An 18371-nucleotide genomic window follows, 5' to 3' on the forward strand; every position below is an offset into this window, starting at 1 on the left:
GATGCCCGTGACGGGCTGGGTTCGAGGGATGTTCCATCCCCTCGGCGATCTGGTACCGATCCCCGGGGGAACGATCACTCTGCGCGACGCGCGCACAGGGTCGGCCCGTGATGTCTCGCTGGTGCCGTTCGAGATCGCCACGACCCCGGTGACGGACGAGGACGGGACACCGAAGCATCCGGTGACCTGGTGGCAGGCCGTCGAGTGGTGCAACCGTGCGTCCCTCACAGCCGGGCTCGACCCGGCGTACGTCCTCACCGCGGGCTCGGTCGAGTGGAACGTGCACGCGGACGGGTATCGCCTGCCCACTGAAGCGGAATGGGAATGGGCGTGCCGCGCTGGGACGACCGCGCCGACGTACGGACCGATCGACGTCATCGCCTGGACGGCGGAAGATGCGGTGACCGGACCGCAGCCGGTGGCCCGAAAGCGCCCGAACGCCTTCGGCCTCTTCGACACCATCGGGAACGTGTGGGAGTGGTGCTGGGACCATGCGGATCCGGCTCGCTACGGCGATTACCGTACCCTTCGCGGCGGCGGCTGGGCCGACCGCGCGTGGAGCGCCAGGGCATCCATCCGCCGGGGCAGCGCACCGGACGCGGTGCTCGAGGACGTCGGCTTCCGGATGGCGCGTGGCTCGGTCGGGACACCTGGGGCGCGGGAGGCGCAGGGCTGGTCCGCCGACGCCGACGACCGCAGGGGGACCGTCTCCGGGCCGCTGCCGATCGGCTGGACACCTCTCGGGCGACGCAAGCAGGCGAGGCCGTGAATCAGCCCTCGGTCCCGCCTGAGCCGCCTGAGCCGCCTGAGCCGCCTGAGCCGCCTGCCGATCACACCTGAGGCGACGCTGAATACTCCGCGATCCGGTCGGCAAGGTACGGGGCAGTTCGACTCGAGGGATGCTCCGCAACGGTCTCGGGCACCCCGGCAACGACGACGCGGCCGCCTTCGTTGCCTCCCGCAGGGCCCATGTCGATGACCCAGTCCGAGCCCGCGACCACGTCCATGTCGTGTTCGACGAGAACGACGGTGTTGCCGGTGTCGACGAGACGGTTGAGCTGCGTCATCAGCAGCTGGACGTCGGCGGGGTGGAGGCCGGTGGTCGGCTCGTCCAGGAGGTAGAGCGTGTGACCGCGGCGGGCGCGCTGCAGCTCCGTGGCGAGCTTGATGCGCTGCGCTTCACCGCCGGAGAGCTCCGTGGCCGGCTGACCGAGTCGGAGGTAGCCCAGGCCCACCTCGCGCAGCGTCTCGAGACTGCGGGACGCCGGAGCGACGTCGACGAGAAAGCCGGCAGCGTCGTCGACGGTCATCCGGAGCACGTCTGCGACGTTCGTGCCGCGGTACTCGATCTCGAGGGTCTCCGCGTTGTAGCGTGACCCGCCGCAGCTGGGGCACGGTGCGTAACTTCCAGGCAGGAACAGCAGCTCGACTTCGACGAAACCCTCTCCGAGGCAGGTCTCGCAGCGACCGCCGGCCACGTTGAAGGAGAACCGGCCGGCGTCGTACCCGCGAGCGACGGCATCCGGAGTCGCCGCGAACGTCGCCCGGACGGCGTCGAACAGGCCGGTGTACGTGGCCAGGTTCGATCGGGGCGTCCGTCCGATAGGCCGCTGGTCGACGCGGACCATCCGATCGACCGTCTCGAGGCCGGTCACCTCGTCGAGCGCAGTCGCCCCGGTCGTGTCGTCTTCGCCGTCGGGATCGGCGGGCTCACCGGCGGGGTCAGCGGGCACGGCGCCGCGGCCGTGGGACCGGTGGAGCCCCTCCCGAGCGGCGTCAGCCAGGACGCGGCTGACGAGTGTCGACTTGCCCGATCCAGACACACCGGTCACGGCGGTCAGCACACCGAGAGGCACGTCGACGTCGAGGTCCAGCAGGTTGTGGCGGGTGATGCCGCGGAGCCCGAGCCAGCCCGACGGCGTCCGCACCGCAGGTCGGTCGGTCCCAACCTCGCCGTCGCGGTGGAGGAAACGCCTCGTCAGGGAGGCGTCGATCTCGGCGAGCCCGGCAACCGGGCCGCTGTACAGCACCGAACCGCCGCCGGAACCGGCGCCTGGGCCGACATCGACGAGCCAGTCGGCCCGACGGACGACGTCCATGTTGTGCTCGACCACGAACACGGAATTGCCTGCGGCGACGAGTTGCTCGAGGACGACGATCAGCGGCTCGGCGTCGGCGGGATGCAACCCCGCCGACGGCTCGTCGAGGACGTAGATCACGCCGAACAGTCCTGAGCGCAACTGGGTCGCGATGCGGAGGCGCTGCATCTCCCCCGGTGACAGTGTCGGCGTGCGCCGGCCGAGGCTGAGGTACCCGAGCCCGAGGCCGCTGAGCAGTTCGATCCGGCTGAGGAGATCCGACGCGATCGTGACGGCGACCTCGGTGACTTCGCCCGACGATGCGGATGACACGGCAGCGGTCGCCTCATCCAGTTCGGCCGTCGGACGGATGACCTCGGCGAGTTCAGACAGCGGCAGGGCGTTGAGGTCGGCGATCGTGAGACCGGCGAACGTCACCGCGAGCGCTGCCCGGGTGAGTCCGCTTCCGCCGCACAACTCACAGGGTCCCGATTCGACGAAGCGCGATGCCCGCGCACGCGACGTCTCGCTCTTCGAGTCGGCGAGCGTGTGCATGATGTGGCTTCGGGCGCTCCAGAAGCGCCCCTTGTACGGCTTCGCCACGCGGTCGCGCTGCGGCGTGATCTCGACGACCGGCTGCTCGTCGGTGAACAGCAACCAGTCGCGGTCGGCTCGCGGCAGGTCTCGCCACGGGAGCTCGATGTCGTAGCCGAGCTGGACGACGATGTCGCGAAGATTCTTGCCCTGCCACGCGCCCGGCCAGGCGGTGATTGCCCCTTCGCGGATGCTCAGCGAGGGGTCGTGGACCGCGGAAGATTCGGTGACCGAGTGCGCGATGCCCAACCCGTGGCAGCGCGGGCAGGCGCCCGTCGCGGTGTTGGGTGAGAAGGAATCCGACTCCAGCCGAGGGGCACCCGGCGGGTACGTTCCCGCACGCGAGAACAGCATCCGCGTCGAGTTCGACAGTGTCGTGAGTGTGCCGACGGTCGATCGGGAACTCGCGGCTCCGCGACGCTGCTGGAGTGCGACGGCCGGCGGAAGCCCGGTGATCTCGTCGACGTGGGGCGTGTGTCCCTGGGCGATCAGCCGCCTGGCATACGGGGCGACAGACTCGAGAAACCGGCGCTGGGCCTCGGCGAAGATGGTGCCGAATGCCAGTGAGGACTTTCCGGAACCCGACACCCCGGTGAACGCGACGATCGTTCCGCGTGGCACGTCGACGTCGACATCGCGGAGGTTGTTCTCGCGGGCGCCTCGGACGCGGACGAATCCCTCATCGTGGGCATCCTGCGCGGCGGGGTTGGGGTGTTGCTGAAGTATCGACACCGTCTCCACCATATGCGGGCACCGTGGCAGGCACCGGGGCATTGACATCTCACGGCCGACGGCGTGACTCGTCTCTCATCGCCCGGTGCAGCCCGCGTCAGCAGGGTCGGTCTCGAGTGGCTACGGCCAGAGCGTGTCGTAGATCGGCTGAGTCACGGCGTCGATCGAGCTCGCGGTCCCGGCGTACCAGGTCGTGACGACGAGACCGTCACGGAGGTACACGTCTTCGGCACTCGTCCAGATCGTCGTGTTGTTCGGGTCCGCCTCATCCTCCGGGAACGTCTCGCTGTGTCGGCAGAGGGTGATGTCGTCGCCGGCCCCTTCGCACGTGAATCCGCTCTCGGTGGCAGCGGCGATGAGTTCGATCTCCACGTCGGGCGTGATTGCGTTGACGGCACTGTAGATGCCGCCCTCGGTCGGTCCGCCCCACTGGCATTCGATGCCGGGGAGCGTCTCACGGATGGCTTCGATCGGCGCGAAGCGGGAAACCGGTGTCCCGACGACGCCTTCGTGGTTCAGATCCGCGTTCTTGTGCGCGTCAAGGAACTCCTCCGTGTAGATCTTCCGGCAGTCGGTCGGCAGCGCGACTGGCTCGGCCGTCGGCTCGGAGACCGGCGCCGGCTTGTCCGGCACGGCTGGCTGCTCGGTGGATGGCACCGGCGGTGCCTCAGGGTCGGGCTGAATCGCGAGTGCGTACGCCACCCCACCCCCCAGGATGAGCACCGCGATCACGGCGATGGAGACGCCCAGGATGACGCCCCTTTTGTCGGTCCTTTCGGGCGCGCTCGATTCGGTCATGCGGTATCCCCCCGGATAGCTGTTGGCGTGCGTGCGACGGTGTGACAGCAAGCCTGATTCGAACAGCGGCTCGCAGTCTTCGCTCATCCGCGAGGCTACTGGGCACCTGAGACATGCCGCGTCCTCCTGAAGGATGAGATCCACGAAAGTGGCCCGGACGGGGGATTTCATGGCAACCGACTGCGGGCTGCGCACGCGTCGGTTCTTGCCTCGCGGACAACTCCCAGAAAAATAACGTTTCGATAACTAGACGCTGTTACCTTTCCGTTATATATTCAGAGAGCGTTAGTTGTTTTGCTGTGGCAGCTACCGCGGAATGTGATTGCAGGACACTCTTGGTGCAAGGGGAGGGTCGGTCGTAAGCCTCTACGACCGGCCCTCAATCCTGTTAACGGGCACTCGTGATCCGGACGCTACCCTGAGAAGATGAGCCCCGAAAACGCGGATGCCGACACCCCACCGGTGGAGCATCCCCGCCTGCTGACATCCTCCGTCGCCATTGGCATCGTGTGCTTCGGCATCGGTCTGCTCATCCTCGCCGGCGGCGTGCTGCTGTGCCTGCTCTGGTTCCTCACCATGAACCCCATGTCGCTGTTCATCGGCATCCCGCTCGCCCTGATCGGCTTCGGCGTCAACGTTCTCGGACTCGTGCTGCTCTACCGCGGGGTCACCGGCCCCAGGCAAGGGGCTGGGAATGGCGCCCCAAACCCCTAGGCTAGGTCGTCAGGAGGGCGAGAATGACGGATCGAGAGCTGGCGGTATCCGCATGGGAGTCGCTGTTCCGCGCCCAGGTCGGGGTCATCCGGGTGCTCGCGTCTGAGTTTCCGACACGCACCATGTCGCTCAACGAGTACGACGTCCTGTTCAACCTTTCCCTGCAGCCGGAGCGGCGTGCCCGCCTGCGCGACATCAACCAGCTGGTCCTGCTGAGCCAGCCGAGCGTCAGCCGCCTCATCGACCGGCTGGTCTCTCGCGGATTCGTGTCGAAGCATCCGGATCCGACCGACAAGCGAGGAACGATCGTCGCCATCACGGATGCCGGCTTCGATAAGTACCGCGAGGTGGCCAGGCTGCACATGCAGACCATCACCGAACTGATGGGTTCCGCGCTCGACGACGACGAACTCACTCAGCTCGCGCGCCTCACCGGCAAGTTGCGCTGCCCGGAACCCGAGTCCGAGCCGACCCCCGAGTAGTCCGGGCGCTGCGGCCTCGGCGCTCGGCCGGCGTCGGGTTTGCAGGAGATCGCACGGTTATCAGGATGCTTCGGCCGATTCGCTCCTGCAAACCCTCCCATCTCCTGAAAACCGTGCGTGTGTTGCTGCCTGCTCGACTCAGGCGGGCGACGGCGATGTCCGATTTCCGCTAGCGACGTGACATCCGCTGTGACAGGCTGAAGCCATGGACTTCACCGAGCGGTACCGCGTCATCCAGGCGAAGGATTCCCGTTTCGACGGGCAATTCATCACCGCGGTGCGCTCGACCGGCATCTACTGCCGACCGTCCTGCCCGGCCCGCACACCGAAAGCCGAGAACGTCACCTTCTACGCCACCAGCGCCGCCGCGCACGAGGCGGGATTCCGTGCGTGCAAGCGCTGCCTCCCGGAGGCCGTGCCTGGCACCCCGGACTGGAATCTCCGCAACGACCTCGCCTCACGGGCCATGCGCCTGATCGGCGACGGCATCGTCGAGCGCGAGGGAGTCCCCGGGCTGGCCGGACGCCTCGGGTACTCGTCCAGGCACCTCACCCGGGTCCTCCACCAGGAGCTCGGCGCAGGACCGCTCGCCCTCTCTCGCGCCCACCGGGCCCAGACCGCCCGCACCCTGCTGACGTCCACGGACCTCCCCGTCGCCGACATCGCTTTCGCCGCCGGTTTCGCCAGCATCCGCCAGTTCAACGACACCATCACCGAGGTCTTCGAGCTGACGCCAGGGCAGATCCGGGCGAAACGCGGGCCGCACTCGTCGACGCCGGGCACGCTGTCGCTGTCGTTGCCGTTCCGTGCCCCGTTCGACGCGGCAGGGGTGTTCGGCTGGCTCATCCCGCGCGCCGTCACCGGCGTCGAGATCGCCACGGCGACGACGTACACGCGCACAATCCTGCTGCCGGGTGGACCGGCGCGGTTCGAGGTCCGCTTCGACGGCAAGGCACTCCGGCTCGACGCTCGACTCACCCAGCTCGGCGACCTGCCCGTGCTCGTGTCACGGGTGCGGCGACTCTTCGACCTCGACGCTGACCCGATCGCGGTCGACACGGCACTCAGCGCCGACCCGAACCTTGCTCCGCGCGTCGCGGCGATCCCCGGCATCCGCCTGCCGGGTGCCGTGGATGCCGATGAGATGCTGTTCCGCGCGATCATCGGCCAGCAGATCACCGTCGCCGCGGCGCGCACCCAACTGAACCGGCTGACGGCTGCCTGCGGCACCGTGCTCGAACCCGCCGAGAACGCCGACGGCCTCACCCATCTCTTCCCGTCCGCCGCGCAGATCGCCGCCAACGGACGGGATGCCCTCGTCGGGCCACGCGCGAAGATCGATACGGTGATGCGCATCGCGGATGCCCTTGCTTCCGGAGACCTCACGCTCAGCCTGGGCGACGACGCCACCGAACAGCACGCCAGGCTCACCGCGTTCGCCGGCATCGGCGACTGGACGGCCGGCTATGTCGGGATGCGCGTGCTCGGCAATCCGGACGTGTTCCTGTCTGGCGACGTCGCCGTCCGCTCCGGCGCCCGAAATCTCGGCCTGCCTGGCGACCCACGACCCCTCACCGCATACGCCGCCGGGCTCTCGCCCTGGCGATCCTACCTCTGCCTGCACCTCTGGCGCGCTGCCGGGCTGCCTTCCCCGATCCCCCAGGAGATCCCATGACCACCACCGGCACCGGCACCGCCATCTTCGAGACGGTCGCCACCCCTGACGGACCGTTCAGCATCGTCGCCCGCGCCGACGGCGCCGTCCTCGCCTCGGGCTGGACCGCATCGGTCGACGCACTCGTGGCGCGCATCGCCCCTGAGCTCCGGCCGTCAGCGGTCGAGCCCGGGAACACTTCTGCGGCCGACGCGGTTCTCGCGTACTACGCCGGAGACGTGTCCGCGATCGACGACGTCGTGGTCGCCCAGCGCGGCGGGGAGTTCCGGATGCGTGGTTGGGCGCAATTGCGTCGCATCCGGCCAGGACACCCGCAGAGCTACACCGAGTTCGCCGCGGCCATCGGCAACCCGCGCGCGGTCCGGGCTGCGGCGAGCGCCTGCGCGACGAACGCCCCTGCCCTCTTCGTGCCGTGCCATCGCGTCCTGCGCACCGATGGGTCGCTCGGCGGGTTCGCCTGGGGTCTCGACGTGAAGCGATCGCTGCTCGCGCGCGAGGCTGCTACAGCACGCTGACACCGGCCTCAGGAAAGCGGCTACATCAGCGAACGACGCACGATTTGCAGGAGATCGCACGAATTTCAGGACCCAATTCCGAGATCCATCCTGATAATCGGGTGATCTCCTGAAACACCGACGCCGCGAGGCGACGGCGCCGGCGTCAGCCCTCCTGGCGGAGTTTCTTCGCCTCGAGCACGGCTCGCGCCTCGGCCTCGATCGCCGCGTCGATGCGAGCCGTGCCCCTCAGCGGCAGCTGGACGGCGTACTCGGCCTTGATTCCCGCCCGCAGCTCACGCACACGTTCGGCTTCGGAGTCGACCTCGGCGCCGTACAGGATCGCCATGTTGCTGATGTAGAGCCACAACAGGAACACGATGATGCCACCGAGTGCTCCGTACACCTTGCCGTAGTTGCCGAAGTTCGAGACGTAGAAGAAGAAACCGAAGGTCGCAGCCGCCCACGCGAGCAGAGCTGTCACCGAACCGATCGTCAGCCAGCGGAACTTGTGCTGTTTCACGTTCGGGGTCGCGTAGTACAGCATGGCGAGGATCAGCACGGCCAGGAACGCGAGTACCGGCCACTTCGCGATGTCCCAGACCAGCACGACTTCGTCACCGATCCCGATGACGCTCCCGACTGCCTGGGCGATGTCACCGCTCACGACGATGATCAGCGCCATCGCGGCCAGGGTTACCAGCGAGATGATCGTGACCAGCAGGATCACCGGCTGGAACTTGAGGTACGTGCGGCCTTCCTGCACCGCGTAGATGCGGTTCATTCCACGCGAGAACGCGCCGACGAAACCGGATGCCGACCAGATCGCGCCCACGAGTCCGACGACGAAACCGAGACCCGCCGCCGGCGTCGCCGTGAGGTCGGTGATCGGACCTTCGAGGCTGTCGACAGTATCCTGCGGTGCGATCGATCGGAAGATCGCGAGCAGCTGCTCCGTGACGTTCGAGTCCTGGTTGACGAGGGAGAGCAACGAGACGATCGCCAGGATGGCCGGGAAGAGCGCGAGTACGGCGAAGTACGTCAGCCCGGCAGCGATGTCGGTGACCTGGTCCTTGCCGAACTGCTGGAAAGCCCGCTTGTAAACGACCGAGAAATCCCTGGGGCGCAGCTTGGGCGGCCTGACCCGGGCCTCAGACGGTGCTTCCTGGGCGAGCTCGGCGTCCGATGGCGCGCCGGCGATCGCCGTTTCGGGCTCCTCGCGCTCGCGCTCGTCGCGGTCGGCGTCCGCTTTACTCTGAGTCACGGTCACCGCTCACGATGGCGACGACCGCCGCAACGATGATGCCGACGAACGCCGCAGAGACCGCGATCACCATCCCGAGTGAGACCTTGCGCCGGATTTCGGCCATCGTCGAGGCCAGGTCTTCACGGATCTCCTCGAGATTGAGAATCCGTACCTGCTCGCCTACCGAACCGTCGCGCTCGCGACGATCGGTGGGGAGCGTCATCGTGACGCCATTCTGATCAGCCATGGTCTTCACCATAATCCTCGCCCGTAAATTCGGCATAGGGCTTGCCTCAGCTGCACCGAACTGGCAGCGCTGCGCAACCCCATGACGGTATCCATCAGTGGTCCGTATCGTGAGAGCCGTGACCCGCATCTCCGTGATCATCCCCGTCTACAACGACGCCGAGCTCCTCAGCGTCTGCCTCGACGCCCTCGCCAGGCAGACCCGCATCGCCGATGAGCTGATCGTCGTCGACAACGGCAGCACGGATGCCTCCGCGCGCGTCGCGCGCTCGTTCGGCGCGCGCGTCGTGGTCGAACCGCGTCGGGGAATCCCCGCGGCGACGAGCGCCGGGTTCGACGCCGCAGACGGTGAGATCCTGGCGCGCCTCGACGCTGACTGCGTTCCTGCGCCGGACTGGCTCGAACGCCTGGAGAGCTCACTCGAGTCACATCCGGACGTATCCGCCGTCACCGGCTCGGCAGAGTTCTACGGCGGGTCGGCATTCACCCGGTGGTTCGGGCGCTCCTGCTATCTGGCGAGCTATTTCTGGTCGATGGAGCTGCTTCTCGGGCATCCGCCGCTCTTCGGCTCCAATTTCGCCATCCGGGCCGACGCCTGGCGGATGGTGCGTGAGCGAACCCACCGAGGCAGGGCCGACCTGCACGACGACCTCGACCTGAGCTTCCAGTTCCGGCCAGGGATGACCGTGCATTTCGACCCGGACCTCACCATCGCCGTGTCTGCACGCCCGTTCGACAACTGGGCGGGGTTCGCTCGCCGGGTCTCATGGGGCTTCGGTACGGTCACCGTGAACGTTCTCGATGAGTCGCCCCGCAAACGACGGGCGGCCAGACGAAAGGTGGTCACCGCCGTTCGGCGGCGGTCAGCGCGAACAGCCTGAGCATGTCGCGGCTCAGCTGGTGGGGTGCCGTCTCGCACGGGCTGTGGCCTGTGCGATAGACGCAGAGCGTCGCCCCGATCCGTTCCGCGAATTCGCTGTGCAGCCGCAGCGGCCACAGGTCGTGCGAGCCGACGGCGATGAGCTTCGGAACGGATGCTTCGGCGAGCGCCTCAGACACATCCGGGACGTTCTTCAGCAGCCCCATCACCTGCACGCGGGAGGACGTCCGCGTGAGGGCGAACCGAGACCTGACGAACGCGAGCCGGCCAGGACCCACCCTCTGCACGTTCCAGACGATGCCCCACTTCATCAGCGCCGCATCGACCAGCGGGCTCGTCACCGCATCGAGCCAGCCGATCTTCCGGATGCCGCGATTCGGGCGACCCGCGAGCGGAGGAGTGCTGAGGAGGGTGAGGCTGGAGACCAGGTCGGGTCTCCGCTCGACGACGAGCTCGGCCACGACGCCAGCGAAGGAGTAGCCGAGCAGATGCACGGGTGTCTGCCCTCGCTCGATGAACGCGATGAGGTCGTCGACGAACAGGTCGTAGTCGTAGCGGTCCCTGGGCGGTGCGAGCTGCTCAGGTCCCGCGCCGGCGGACTCGTACTGGCCGGCCAGGTCGAAACTCTCCACGTGGTATCCGGATGCCGCGAGCTGGTCGAGGAGGAACCAGAAGTCCTCCTTCGACCCGGTGACGCCCGGCACGAGCACCACCCGCGCCGCGGAACGGTCCCCGATCTCGATCGCGGCGAGTGGCCCGCTCGGCGCAACGAACTGAAACCGGGTGACGCCGTGCGGCAGCGTCACCCAGTCGATGTCAGGGAGACTTTCATCGAGTGCGGTGGGCACATCAGCCGGCGACATGGCGCCCAATGTACTCCGCGCCCCAATGCGCGGATAGCCGCCTAGGCCGGTTGTGGGTAGCTGCCCGACTTGAGCAACCGCGCGAGGTGGACGGCGTTCGCGACGGCGGCGGATGTTGCGGATGCCGTTTCGTCCGGGGTACTGCCGAGTTCCATGTAGTCGGTGGTGTGCATCGCTTCACCGTTCCAGTAGGAAACCCCCTGGGCCGGGATCGTGTAGCCGTAGTCGTTGAGTGCCTGGAACAGGTCGGCGCTGATCTTGTGGGCGCCATCCTCGTTGCCGACGACGGCGACGAGGGCAACCTTGTCGTAGAGGATGGGCCGGCCGTCGGCATCCGTCTCCGAGAGTTCGGCATCCAGGCGCTCGACCACGCGTGATGCGACGCTCGACATGTGACCCGCCCAGGTCGGCGTGCTGACGAGGAGGATGTCTGCGGCGAGGACCTTCTCGCGGATGGCGGGCCAAGCGTCACCATCGCCCATGTCTGTCTTCACCCCGGGTTTGACGTCGTGATCGACGACACGGACCTTGTCCACGGCGACGCCGTGTCCGGCAAGTGCCTCAAGGAATTGGTCGGCGAGCAGGTCGCTGCTCGATGGTTCAGGCGAGGGGGTGAGGGTGCAGACGAGGGCGAAGGCGGAGAGAGTTGTTCGGGTCATCGGACCAGTGAAACGATGCGGGAATTTCCGGTCAAGGCCTTGCGCTCCCGGCGTGGATGCGCGACTTGACCCGGTCGACACCGCCGTGCAGAATGGGCCTCCGACCAGAGGAGATCCAATGAGCAACCCACTCGACGACAACGAGAACGCCCCGGATGACGCCCTGATCGGACCGGGCAGCACTGCGACCGGTGGCGGCACGGCTCAGGATGCCTCGGCTGGTCCGGAGACGGACGGTGACGACCGCATCCCGCCACTCGACCCCTCGAGCGATTCGACTCAACTCGCCGACGACCGGTTCCGTCACCCTGATCTCTAGCGACGGCGAGTGAGCTCGGCCGCGCGGGTTGTCAAGGCCTTGAGCGTGCTGCGACCCGCTCCGTAGCCTGAGTGAGTTCGGCCGCGGATTTCCGCGGGTCGCCACCACAGAAAGCGAGGGACCACATGGGACTCGGAGATAAAATCGGCAACGCCGCTGAAGAAGCTGCTGGGAAGGCGAAAGAAGGCGCCGGCAAAGCGACCGATAACGATCGACTTGAAGCCGAGGGTCAGTCCGACCAGGCCAAAGCCAACCTCAAGCAGGCCGGCGAGCATGTGAAGGATGCGTTCAAGTAACGCCCTCACCCCTGTGGCTCGGCTCCGCTGCCTTTGCGGAGACCGGGCCACTTCTCGTTAAGCGGACGATTTCGGGCTTCGGGCCTTCACGGCGTGTCAAGCCGCCGGGGACTCGTCAGCGTTCGTTCACCGACGTGACCACCATCGGCCCCTTGCGCAGGAACCTGGCGCGGGCGAACAGGTAGAGGCCGTACGCGATGAACCCGCTCGCGACCAGGACGAGCAGCAGAGGGCCACCGATGGGGAGGGTCCCCACCCATTTGAGAGCGCCATCGAGACCGCGGGCGGGTCCCGGGTCGGTGAAGGCTGCGGATGCCAAGAACAGGATGCCGGCGACGGCGAGTGCGAGGCCCTTCGCGACGTGACCGACGACCCCCAGTACGTCGATCCCGACGGAGAGGATGCCGTCGAGCGGTTTCAGCTCCTCCCGGAAGTTCCTCGTCACGCCGCGGAAAACGAGCGTGCCGCCGACCGTTCCCACGAGCACTCCGACCGCGGCAAGGACGAACACGCCCCCCGGGGTGCCGAGCAGGGTCGTGCTGAACCCCTGCCACGTCTCCGAGGCATCCGATCGTCCGCCGAGCGCGTAGAAGCCGACCACGACGCCGATGGCCGCATAGCCCACAGCCTTTGCGACGTTCGTTATCCGGCGCATGACGACGAGACGGCGCTTCTTCGACTCGACCTGCGCCGCCTCCGTCCATTGCAGCACGGCGAGGCCGAACAGGGCGATCGTTGCGGCCCACAGCAGGAAGACACCGCCGGGGGTGTCCGACACAGTGCGCAGTGCGCCTGATTGGTCGACGTCTCCCCTGCTTCCCCAGGCGACGCTGATTCCGATGCAGCCGATGAGCACGTGGATGACACCGTTGGCGATGAGGCCGGCACGGCCGAATCCGCGGACCTTGGGGTGGCGGTTCGCGCGCCGCGCCGCGTCCTTCACCTCATCGCGTTTGCGCCAGGACCGGTGCGCCTCGGTCTCAGTCGACTGCGCCACGGGTCACCGCCTGCGGAATGTCGCGGCGACGCGGTTCGGATGCTGGTGTCACGCCTTCATCCTAGAAAGGTTCCCGTGCCACCGCTTACCGCTCGGCCGCATCCGCCTCTCACTGGTACGTGCGGACGATCACCCATTCGGTCTCGGTGTGCACGGCGTCTACGACGACGGACTCTCCCGACTCGTCTGTGGCCTGGAACCGCCAGCCGATACGCACAAGCGGGGAGTGGGTCATCAGCGGATGCAGGTACTCGGGTTCTCCGAAGAGCCCGGTCGGGGTGTCTGAGACGCGCCAGCGCCGGTCACGCCAGTACATCCGCAACGGGCGGGTCCCGTCCGTCCAGATCGTTGCGGTTCGATCCGTCGATGTGTCCATGATGCCTCATTCGTAGGTATGTTCGAATGTTAAGGAAGCTTAGACGCATTATCACGACACGCCAAGAACGGAATTTCCGGATGCCTGCGGCGTTACTTCTCGTGAGCACGCGCGATTTCCTTGCGCCACCGGCACCGACCGTCAAGACTGTTTCCCGACACCCTGGAGGATCAATGGATCCCATTGCCGGCATCGCGTGGATCGTCTCGTTCGTCATCGTCACCGTGGCCGTCACCGGTCTGTCGCGCAAGATCGGGTGGTCTGCGCCTGTCGCCCTCGTCGGCGTCGGCGCGCTCGTCTCGTTCATCCCTGGCATCCCGGCGATCGAAATCGAACCCGACCTCGTGCTGTACGGGCTGCTGCCACCCCTGCTGTTCGCTGCGGCCATCCGCACGTCGCTGATCGACGTGCGAGCCCGTGGCGACAGCATCCTGCTGCTGTCCGTCGGCCTCGTCGCATTCACCGTCGTCGTGGTCGGACTGACCACCTGGTGGGTCGTGCCCGCAATCACCCTCGCGGCGGCCTTCGCGTTCGGCGCCGTCGTCGCGCCGACGGATGCCGTCGCCGTCACCGCCATCGCCGGACGGGTCGGCCTCCCGCGCCGGGCCGTCACCGTGCTCGAGGGGGAGAGCCTGCTCAACGACGCCACGGCCCTTGTCGCCCTCAACGCCTCGATCGCCGCGGTCGTGAGCGTCGTCACCCCGCTGGAGATCGCCACCGACTTCGTCGTCGCCGTGATCGGAGGCGTGGCCGTCGGGCTCGCCGTCGGCTTCGCCCTCGCGGCCGTCAGAAAGTACGTGCACGCGCCGGTTCTCGACACGAGCCTCTCGCTCATCACACCGTTCGTCGCCTTCCTCCTCGCGGAAAAGATCCACGGCTCCGGCGTCCTCGCCGTCGTCGTCGCCGGCCTCTACCTCGGCTACCGGTCGCCGGCGATCCAGTCGGCCGAAGCCCGGATCGCGGAGTCCGTCAACTGGAAGACGATCCAGTTCCTGCTCGAGAACGCCGTCTTCCTCTTCATCGGGCTGAACCTCGCAGGCATCCTCGACGGTGCGGTGAAGAGTGGCCCTGGCCTGTGGCAGACCGTCTTCATCAGCGTTGCCATCTTCCTCGCCCTCGGTTTCGCCCGGTTCGCCTGGATCGCGGTGGCCACGATCGTCTACCGAAACGGCCCGGCCCGGTTGAGGGAGCGCGGCTGGACCTGGTCGACGAGCATCGTCGTCGCCTTCGCCGGCATCCGCGGCGTCGTCACGCTCGCCGCCGTCTTCCTGCTGCCCGAGGAGATCCCGAACCGCGAGTTCCTCCAGTTCCTCGCCTTCGTGATCGTGGTCGGGTCGCTCGTCGCCGGACTCGCCCTCCCCTGGATCATCCGCAGGCTCGCGCTGCCCTCTCCCGACTTCGACCAGGAAGGGATTGAGACGCAACGGCTGATGGCCGAGGCGCAGACCGCAGGGGTGCTTCGACTGGACGAAGAGTTGGTGGAAACCGATGAGGAACGCGTGGTCGAGCGGCTCCGCACCAACGCCCGCTTCCTCGCGGACGCCCTCGACCGGCCGGCCGCTGACGGGTCGGAGCCGCTCCCTGCGACCTACCGGCGCCTGCGGAGGCTGATGCTCGCGGCCGAGCGGGATGCCGTGCTGACGGCACGCTCCGAGCGCAGGTACCAGGAGCACGCGGTCCGTGCCGCACTCGCCTCGATCGATGCCGAGGAGACCGCGCTCAAGGCCAGCGCCCCGAAGAAACCGGGTTCTGAACTGACCTGATCCGCCGAGACGGATGCCGCGTCACCGGCCGGCGTGCGTAGGCTTGGTGGTCTATGAGAATCCTGTTCATCCGTCACGGCCAGACGCCCGCCAATGTGCTCGGCCAGCTGGACACGGCTCACCCCGGCCCAGGCCTCACCGCCCTGGGCCAACGGCAGGCCGAGGCGGTTCCCGACGCCCTGCGCTCGGAGGCGATCGACGCCATCTTCGTTTCGACGCTGCTGCGCACGCAACTCACCGCTGCGCCCCTGGCGCGAGACCGTGCGCTGGAAAGCCGGGTGATCGACGGCATCCACGAGATCGAGGCCAGCGACCTCGAAGGCCTCAGCAGCCATAAGGCCGCCCTGCGGTACCTCGACACGGTGTTCTCGTGGGCAGCGGGCGACCTCGGTCTGGCGATGCCAGGCGGACCGAACGGACATGACTTCTTCGGTCGGTTCGACGCTGCAGTCGACGCGATCGGCACAGAGCACGACGGCACGGTCGCCGTTGTCAGCCACGGTGCGGCCATCCGCACCTGGGCCGGGGCTCGCGGCCGGAACGTCGATGTCGACTACGCCGCCTCGCGCGCTCTCTCGAACACCGGTGTCGTGATCATGCGTGGCAGTGTCGCCGACGGCTGGGTCGTCGAGGAATGGGACGGCGAACCGATCGGCGGCGTGGAGTTGCGCGACGCCACGGCAGACGACCCGACCGGTGAAGCCCTCGGCTGAGCCGCACCGGCCTCACACAGCCCGGAGAGACCTGCCTCCTGTGTCGATCTGACCATCAGCGATGAGCCACTCGAGGCCATCGGCGATCGCAGCGGCTGAGGTGTAGCGCGGCGCATAGCCGAGGTCGGAGACCGCGGCAGCGATGCTCATCGACGGGCTCCTGCTGATGTGCTCGTACGAGGCCTCTGCGTGCTCGGCCGGAAGACCGGCGAGGAACTGGTCGAGTGGCAGGTAGTCGAGGTCGGCCTCCTGACCGAACCAGGCGGCGGCCGTCTCAGCGATCCCGCGCAGGGTCATCGCACGTTCGGAGACGACGTGATAGCTCTTCCCGGCGGCGACGTCTGGTCGCTCGACCGCCAGCTGGAAACACTGGGCGACGTCGTCGGCGTGCACGTGGTGTACGGTCTCCAGTCCGAGGTTGGGCAGCGTCAGTGGCGAACCCGCGGCCAGCGTCTCCCAGACGCCGAGGTCGAAATTGCCTGCGGCGTTGACCATCGGCCAGCCCGGTCCGCTGATGTGGCCGGGGTGCAGGACGGTGGAACGGATTCCGCCCGGCCGCTCTGACTCGGCGGCGAGGAGCCTCTCGATCGCGGCTTTGCCGACGCCGTACTCCCCGAACGGTCGTCGCTCATCCGCTTCGGTCACCGGCACAGCGACCGCCGGGCCGTGAACCCAGATCGTCCCGGCACTCACGAGCTGGTCCACCCGGCCGCGGAGTGCGTCGACGAGCTGCCGTGCCGAGTCCTCGGTGAAGCACATCATGTCGATGACGACGTCTGCTCCGAGGTCGGCGATCGCGCCGGCGAACGACCCGTCGGCGTCGCCGGCTTCACGGTCGAGTTCCACCCGCGTCACCCGTGCCCACGCGGAATCCTCGCGGTACGGCGCACGCCGACCTCGACTCACAGCGACCACGTCGTGGCCTGCCCGGACGAGCCGGGGAACGAGGTATCCCCCGACGTGACCTGTCGCTCCGATGACGATGATCCGTGACATCCTGGGGTTCCTTCCGTTGGCGGGTGAGTTGGGCACGAGCCTACGTCAGCAGCGTTGTCTCCATCTGCCCGTCACCGCGAATCCGGCACGCTCAGGTGCTGCGCAGATCGCCGCGTACGATCGAGTCACCGGAGTGGGCGGGATCGCCGTCGTCAGGTTCCTCGGAGACGTCGATCACCGAATAACGCACAAGGTCGATGTCGGCCGGGATGAGGAACGTGCCGGTTTCGCCGCTGAGCAAGCCGAGGCTGATCAGTCCAGACGTCTCCGGATCCAGCAACCACACCTCCCGCAAACCGCCGCTCGGGGCGGACATGTCGACGACGATGCGCCGCTCCCCTGACGCGTCTTCTTCGACCCGGGCCGAACCGGAGGCCGGCCAATCGGGGAAGGGTTCGAGCTCGGCCTCGGCAAGGAGACGCGGTTCGTCTGGGCGCAAGAGCAGCAATGTTCCCGCAGTCCCAGCGAGAAGCCCGATCACGAGCGCCGCTGCGGCGATGAGCCCCGTAAGCGCCCGCCGCCTCACCGGGCGGCGCGCGCGTCCGACACGCTTCATCGATCTGCCGGAATGCTCAGGACGAGTCTGCCCGTCCACGGGCGGCCGCTCACGGTCCTGAGGCACGTCGCCGAGTTCAGGTGATAGTCCGAGTTCGGAGTGGATGCCCTCCCACACGGAAGAAGGCGCGGTGTCCAGCTCCACGTCGCGAAGCGTGCGACCGATCCCCGCCACCCTGGTCAAAGCGACCAGCTCAGCCTCGCATCGGGAACAGGTGAGGAGATGCTCGCGCGCAGCGGCATCAGGAGTTGCCTCGCCGAGGGAGAAAAGGACGAGATCCTCGTCATCGAGATGCATCATCGACCTCCTCCAATCGTCGTCGCAGCCTCACGAGGCTTCGCCGGATGTGACTCTTGACCGTTCCCAGCGGGATGCCCGTCGAGTCGGCGATCTCCGCCTGGGTCAGATCGCCGTAGAACTTGAGCGCCATGACCCTCCGGGCCTCGGGGTCCAGACGGTCCAGCTCATCGACCATCATCAACCGTTCGGCCACGACTGCGACGTCGGGCTGGACATCATCGGCGAATGCCTCGGCCCAACTCTCCTCTATCCGACGCACCCGGGTGCGCGCCTCGAGCGTGTCTGCTATCCGGCGTCGTGTGATCCCGACCAGCCAGGCACCGAATGGTCCCTTCGCTGCGTCGAACGTTCCACGCCCTCGCCAGGCAGAGATGAACACCTGCTGCGTGACGTCCTCGGCGTCCGCTTCGACCCCGAGCGTTCGTCGGGCAAGGGAAAACACGACACCTGACCAGCGCGCGTAGGCGTCCGCGATCGCCTTTTCATCACCCGCGCTGAATCGCGCGGCGATGTCCGCATCGTCGTGATCCGTCACGTCACTGTGCGACCTCTCGATCAGGGGCAGCGGGGCAGACCTCCGGGGCGACGGGCGTC

General features: G+C 67.5%; 21 protein-coding genes. 10 read left to right on the forward strand and 11 right to left on the reverse strand.

The genetic code is table 11. From position 1 onward, the window contains the following. Positions 1-28 precede the first annotated feature (28 nt). Positions 29-769: a formylglycine-generating enzyme family protein gene (locus AC1M2K_RS04325; protein WP_480239968.1), complete on the forward strand. Its 741-nt coding sequence runs from the start codon at positions 29-31 to the stop codon at positions 767-769. 61 nt (positions 770-830) lie between these two features. Here the strand turns inward: AC1M2K_RS04325 and AC1M2K_RS04330 are convergent, their stop codons facing one another. Together AC1M2K_RS04330 and AC1M2K_RS04335 are read right to left on the reverse strand one after the other, a co-directional pair. Then, positions 831-3416 carry an excinuclease ABC subunit UvrA gene (locus tag AC1M2K_RS04330; protein WP_480239969.1) on the reverse strand — a complete coding sequence of 862 codons (2586 nt, stop codon included), beginning with the start codon at positions 3414-3416 and terminating at the stop codon, positions 831-833. 108 nt (positions 3417-3524) lie between these two features. Beyond that, complete coding sequence (locus AC1M2K_RS04335) at positions 3525-4202, reverse strand: hypothetical protein (protein ID WP_480239970.1); 678 nt, start codon at positions 4200-4202, stop codon at positions 3525-3527. Positions 4203-4628: 426 nt separating this feature from the next. On the opposite strand from AC1M2K_RS04335, the gene AC1M2K_RS04340 reads away from it, so the two are divergent. The 4 genes from AC1M2K_RS04340 to AC1M2K_RS04355 all read left to right on the forward strand — a co-directional run bounded on the left by AC1M2K_RS04340 (position 4629) and on the right by AC1M2K_RS04355 (position 7588). Further along, positions 4629-4916 carry a hypothetical protein gene (locus tag AC1M2K_RS04340; protein WP_480238181.1) on the forward strand — a complete coding sequence of 96 codons (288 nt, stop codon included), beginning with the start codon at positions 4629-4631 and terminating at the stop codon, positions 4914-4916. Positions 4917-4939: 23 nt separating this feature from the next. After that, entirely contained in the window at positions 4940-5398 is a 459-nt protein-coding gene (locus AC1M2K_RS04345; RefSeq protein WP_480238182.1) for a MarR family winged helix-turn-helix transcriptional regulator, read from the forward strand. A gap of 205 nt (positions 5399-5603) precedes the next feature. After that, positions 5604-7073, forward strand: a complete 1470-nt coding sequence (locus tag AC1M2K_RS04350; RefSeq protein ID WP_480239971.1) for an AlkA N-terminal domain-containing protein — start codon at positions 5604-5606, stop codon at positions 7071-7073. Further along, positions 7070-7588, forward strand: coding sequence for a methylated-DNA--[protein]-cysteine S-methyltransferase (locus AC1M2K_RS04355; RefSeq protein WP_480239972.1), 519 nt, complete (start codon positions 7070-7072; stop codon positions 7586-7588). The genes AC1M2K_RS04350 and AC1M2K_RS04355 overlap by 4 nt, the downstream gene beginning before the upstream one ends. Before the next feature lie 145 nt (positions 7589-7733). Here the strand turns inward: AC1M2K_RS04355 and AC1M2K_RS04360 are convergent, their stop codons facing one another. Both AC1M2K_RS04360 and AC1M2K_RS04365 read right to left on the reverse strand, forming a co-directional pair. Further along, positions 7734-8831: a YihY/virulence factor BrkB family protein gene (locus AC1M2K_RS04360; RefSeq protein WP_480239973.1), complete on the reverse strand. Its 1098-nt coding sequence runs from the start codon at positions 8829-8831 to the stop codon at positions 7734-7736. Beyond that, positions 8818-9060, reverse strand: coding sequence for a hypothetical protein (locus AC1M2K_RS04365; RefSeq protein ID WP_480239974.1), 243 nt, complete (start codon positions 9058-9060; stop codon positions 8818-8820). The genes AC1M2K_RS04360 and AC1M2K_RS04365 overlap by 14 nt, the downstream gene beginning before the upstream one ends. A 118-nt stretch (positions 9061-9178) precedes the next feature. Between AC1M2K_RS04365 and AC1M2K_RS04370 the strand changes: the two genes are divergently transcribed. Next, the gene (locus AC1M2K_RS04370) at positions 9179-9940 is read left to right on the forward strand and encodes a glycosyltransferase family 2 protein (protein WP_480239975.1); all 762 of its coding nucleotides are present in this window, start codon (positions 9179-9181) and stop codon (positions 9938-9940) included. Here the strand turns inward: AC1M2K_RS04370 and AC1M2K_RS04375 are convergent. Continuing rightward, positions 9903-10802, reverse strand: a complete 900-nt coding sequence (locus AC1M2K_RS04375; RefSeq protein ID WP_480239976.1) for an alpha/beta fold hydrolase — start codon at positions 10800-10802, stop codon at positions 9903-9905. The genes AC1M2K_RS04370 and AC1M2K_RS04375 overlap by 38 nt on opposite strands. A 41-nt stretch (positions 10803-10843) precedes the next feature. Continuing rightward, positions 10844-11461 carry a flavodoxin family protein gene (locus tag AC1M2K_RS04380; protein WP_480239977.1) on the reverse strand — a complete coding sequence of 206 codons (618 nt, stop codon included), beginning with the start codon at positions 11459-11461 and terminating at the stop codon, positions 10844-10846. A gap of 118 nt (positions 11462-11579) precedes the next feature. On the opposite strand from AC1M2K_RS04380, the gene AC1M2K_RS04385 reads away from it, so the two are divergent. Next, on the forward strand, positions 11580-11780 hold the full coding sequence (locus AC1M2K_RS04385; RefSeq protein ID WP_480239978.1) for a hypothetical protein: 201 nt from the start codon (positions 11580-11582) through the stop codon (positions 11778-11780). A gap of 125 nt (positions 11781-11905) precedes the next feature. Further along, a complete protein-coding gene (locus AC1M2K_RS04390) occupies positions 11906-12076 on the forward strand; it encodes a CsbD family protein (RefSeq protein ID WP_480238191.1) in 171 nt (56 codons plus the stop codon). Positions 12077-12191: 115 nt separating this feature from the next. On the opposite strand, the gene AC1M2K_RS04395 is transcribed toward AC1M2K_RS04390, so the two are convergent. Both AC1M2K_RS04395 and AC1M2K_RS04400 read right to left on the reverse strand, forming a co-directional pair. After that, a complete protein-coding gene (locus AC1M2K_RS04395) occupies positions 12192-13073 on the reverse strand; it encodes a DUF1206 domain-containing protein (RefSeq protein ID WP_480239979.1) in 882 nt (293 codons plus the stop codon). 109 nt (positions 13074-13182) lie between these two features. Continuing rightward, positions 13183-13449 carry a hypothetical protein gene (locus AC1M2K_RS04400; RefSeq protein WP_480238193.1) on the reverse strand — a complete coding sequence of 89 codons (267 nt, stop codon included), beginning with the start codon at positions 13447-13449 and terminating at the stop codon, positions 13183-13185. A 173-nt stretch (positions 13450-13622) separates the two neighbouring features. On the opposite strand from AC1M2K_RS04400, the gene AC1M2K_RS04405 reads away from it, so the two are divergent. Together AC1M2K_RS04405 and AC1M2K_RS04410 are read left to right on the forward strand one after the other, a co-directional pair. Next, the gene (locus AC1M2K_RS04405; RefSeq protein ID WP_480239980.1) at positions 13623-15212 is read left to right on the forward strand and encodes a Na+/H+ antiporter; all 1590 of its coding nucleotides are present in this window, start codon (positions 13623-13625) and stop codon (positions 15210-15212) included. A gap of 53 nt (positions 15213-15265) precedes the next feature. Continuing rightward, complete coding sequence (locus AC1M2K_RS04410) at positions 15266-15925, forward strand: histidine phosphatase family protein (protein ID WP_480239981.1); 660 nt, start codon at positions 15266-15268, stop codon at positions 15923-15925. 12 nt (positions 15926-15937) lie between these two features. On the opposite strand, the gene AC1M2K_RS04415 is transcribed toward AC1M2K_RS04410, so the two are convergent. From AC1M2K_RS04415 to AC1M2K_RS04425, 3 genes are all read right to left on the reverse strand, one after another. Further along, the gene (locus tag AC1M2K_RS04415; RefSeq protein ID WP_480239982.1) at positions 15938-16921 is read right to left on the reverse strand and encodes an NAD-dependent epimerase/dehydratase family protein; all 984 of its coding nucleotides are present in this window, start codon (positions 16919-16921) and stop codon (positions 15938-15940) included. 91 nt (positions 16922-17012) lie between these two features. After that, positions 17013-17777: an anti-sigma factor domain-containing protein gene (locus AC1M2K_RS04420; RefSeq protein ID WP_480239983.1), complete on the reverse strand. Its 765-nt coding sequence runs from the start codon at positions 17775-17777 to the stop codon at positions 17013-17015. Further along, on the reverse strand, positions 17761-18312 hold the full coding sequence (locus AC1M2K_RS04425; RefSeq protein ID WP_480239984.1) for an RNA polymerase sigma factor: 552 nt from the start codon (positions 18310-18312) through the stop codon (positions 17761-17763). The genes AC1M2K_RS04420 and AC1M2K_RS04425 overlap by 17 nt, the downstream gene beginning before the upstream one ends. Between the last annotated feature and the right edge of the window lie 59 nt (positions 18313-18371).

It is taken from the genome of Mycetocola sp. Y171, from assembly GCF_056713165.1.

Coding starts and splice junctions, on each gene's coding strand:
- AC1M2K_RS04325 (WP_480239968.1), top strand. CDS start 29: ATGTTCCATCCCCTCGGCGATCTGGTACCGATCCCCGGGGGAACGATC.
- AC1M2K_RS04330 (WP_480239969.1), bottom strand. CDS start 3,416: ATGGTGGAGACGGTGTCGATACTTCAGCAACACCCCAACCCCGCCGCG.
- AC1M2K_RS04335 (WP_480239970.1), bottom strand. CDS start 4,202: ATGACCGAATCGAGCGCGCCCGAAAGGACCGACAAAAGGGGCGTCATC.
- AC1M2K_RS04340 (WP_480238181.1), top strand. CDS start 4,629: ATGAGCCCCGAAAACGCGGATGCCGACACCCCACCGGTGGAGCATCCC.
- AC1M2K_RS04345 (WP_480238182.1), top strand. CDS start 4,940: ATGACGGATCGAGAGCTGGCGGTATCCGCATGGGAGTCGCTGTTCCGC.
- AC1M2K_RS04350 (WP_480239971.1), top strand. CDS start 5,604: ATGGACTTCACCGAGCGGTACCGCGTCATCCAGGCGAAGGATTCCCGT.
- AC1M2K_RS04355 (WP_480239972.1), top strand. CDS start 7,070: ATGACCACCACCGGCACCGGCACCGCCATCTTCGAGACGGTCGCCACC.
- AC1M2K_RS04365 (WP_480239974.1), bottom strand. CDS start 9,060: ATGGCTGATCAGAATGGCGTCACGATGACGCTCCCCACCGATCGTCGC.
- AC1M2K_RS04375 (WP_480239976.1), bottom strand. CDS start 10,802: ATGTCGCCGGCTGATGTGCCCACCGCACTCGATGAAAGTCTCCCTGAC.
- AC1M2K_RS04380 (WP_480239977.1), bottom strand. CDS start 11,461: ATGACCCGAACAACTCTCTCCGCCTTCGCCCTCGTCTGCACCCTCACC.
- AC1M2K_RS04385 (WP_480239978.1), top strand. CDS start 11,580: ATGAGCAACCCACTCGACGACAACGAGAACGCCCCGGATGACGCCCTG.
- AC1M2K_RS04390 (WP_480238191.1), top strand. CDS start 11,906: ATGGGACTCGGAGATAAAATCGGCAACGCCGCTGAAGAAGCTGCTGGG.
- AC1M2K_RS04400 (WP_480238193.1), bottom strand. CDS start 13,449: ATGGACACATCGACGGATCGAACCGCAACGATCTGGACGGACGGGACC.
- AC1M2K_RS04405 (WP_480239980.1), top strand. CDS start 13,623: ATGGATCCCATTGCCGGCATCGCGTGGATCGTCTCGTTCGTCATCGTC.
- AC1M2K_RS04410 (WP_480239981.1), top strand. CDS start 15,266: ATGAGAATCCTGTTCATCCGTCACGGCCAGACGCCCGCCAATGTGCTC.
- AC1M2K_RS04415 (WP_480239982.1), bottom strand. CDS start 16,921: ATGTCACGGATCATCGTCATCGGAGCGACAGGTCACGTCGGGGGATAC.
- AC1M2K_RS04420 (WP_480239983.1), bottom strand. CDS start 17,777: ATGATGCATCTCGATGACGAGGATCTCGTCCTTTTCTCCCTCGGCGAG.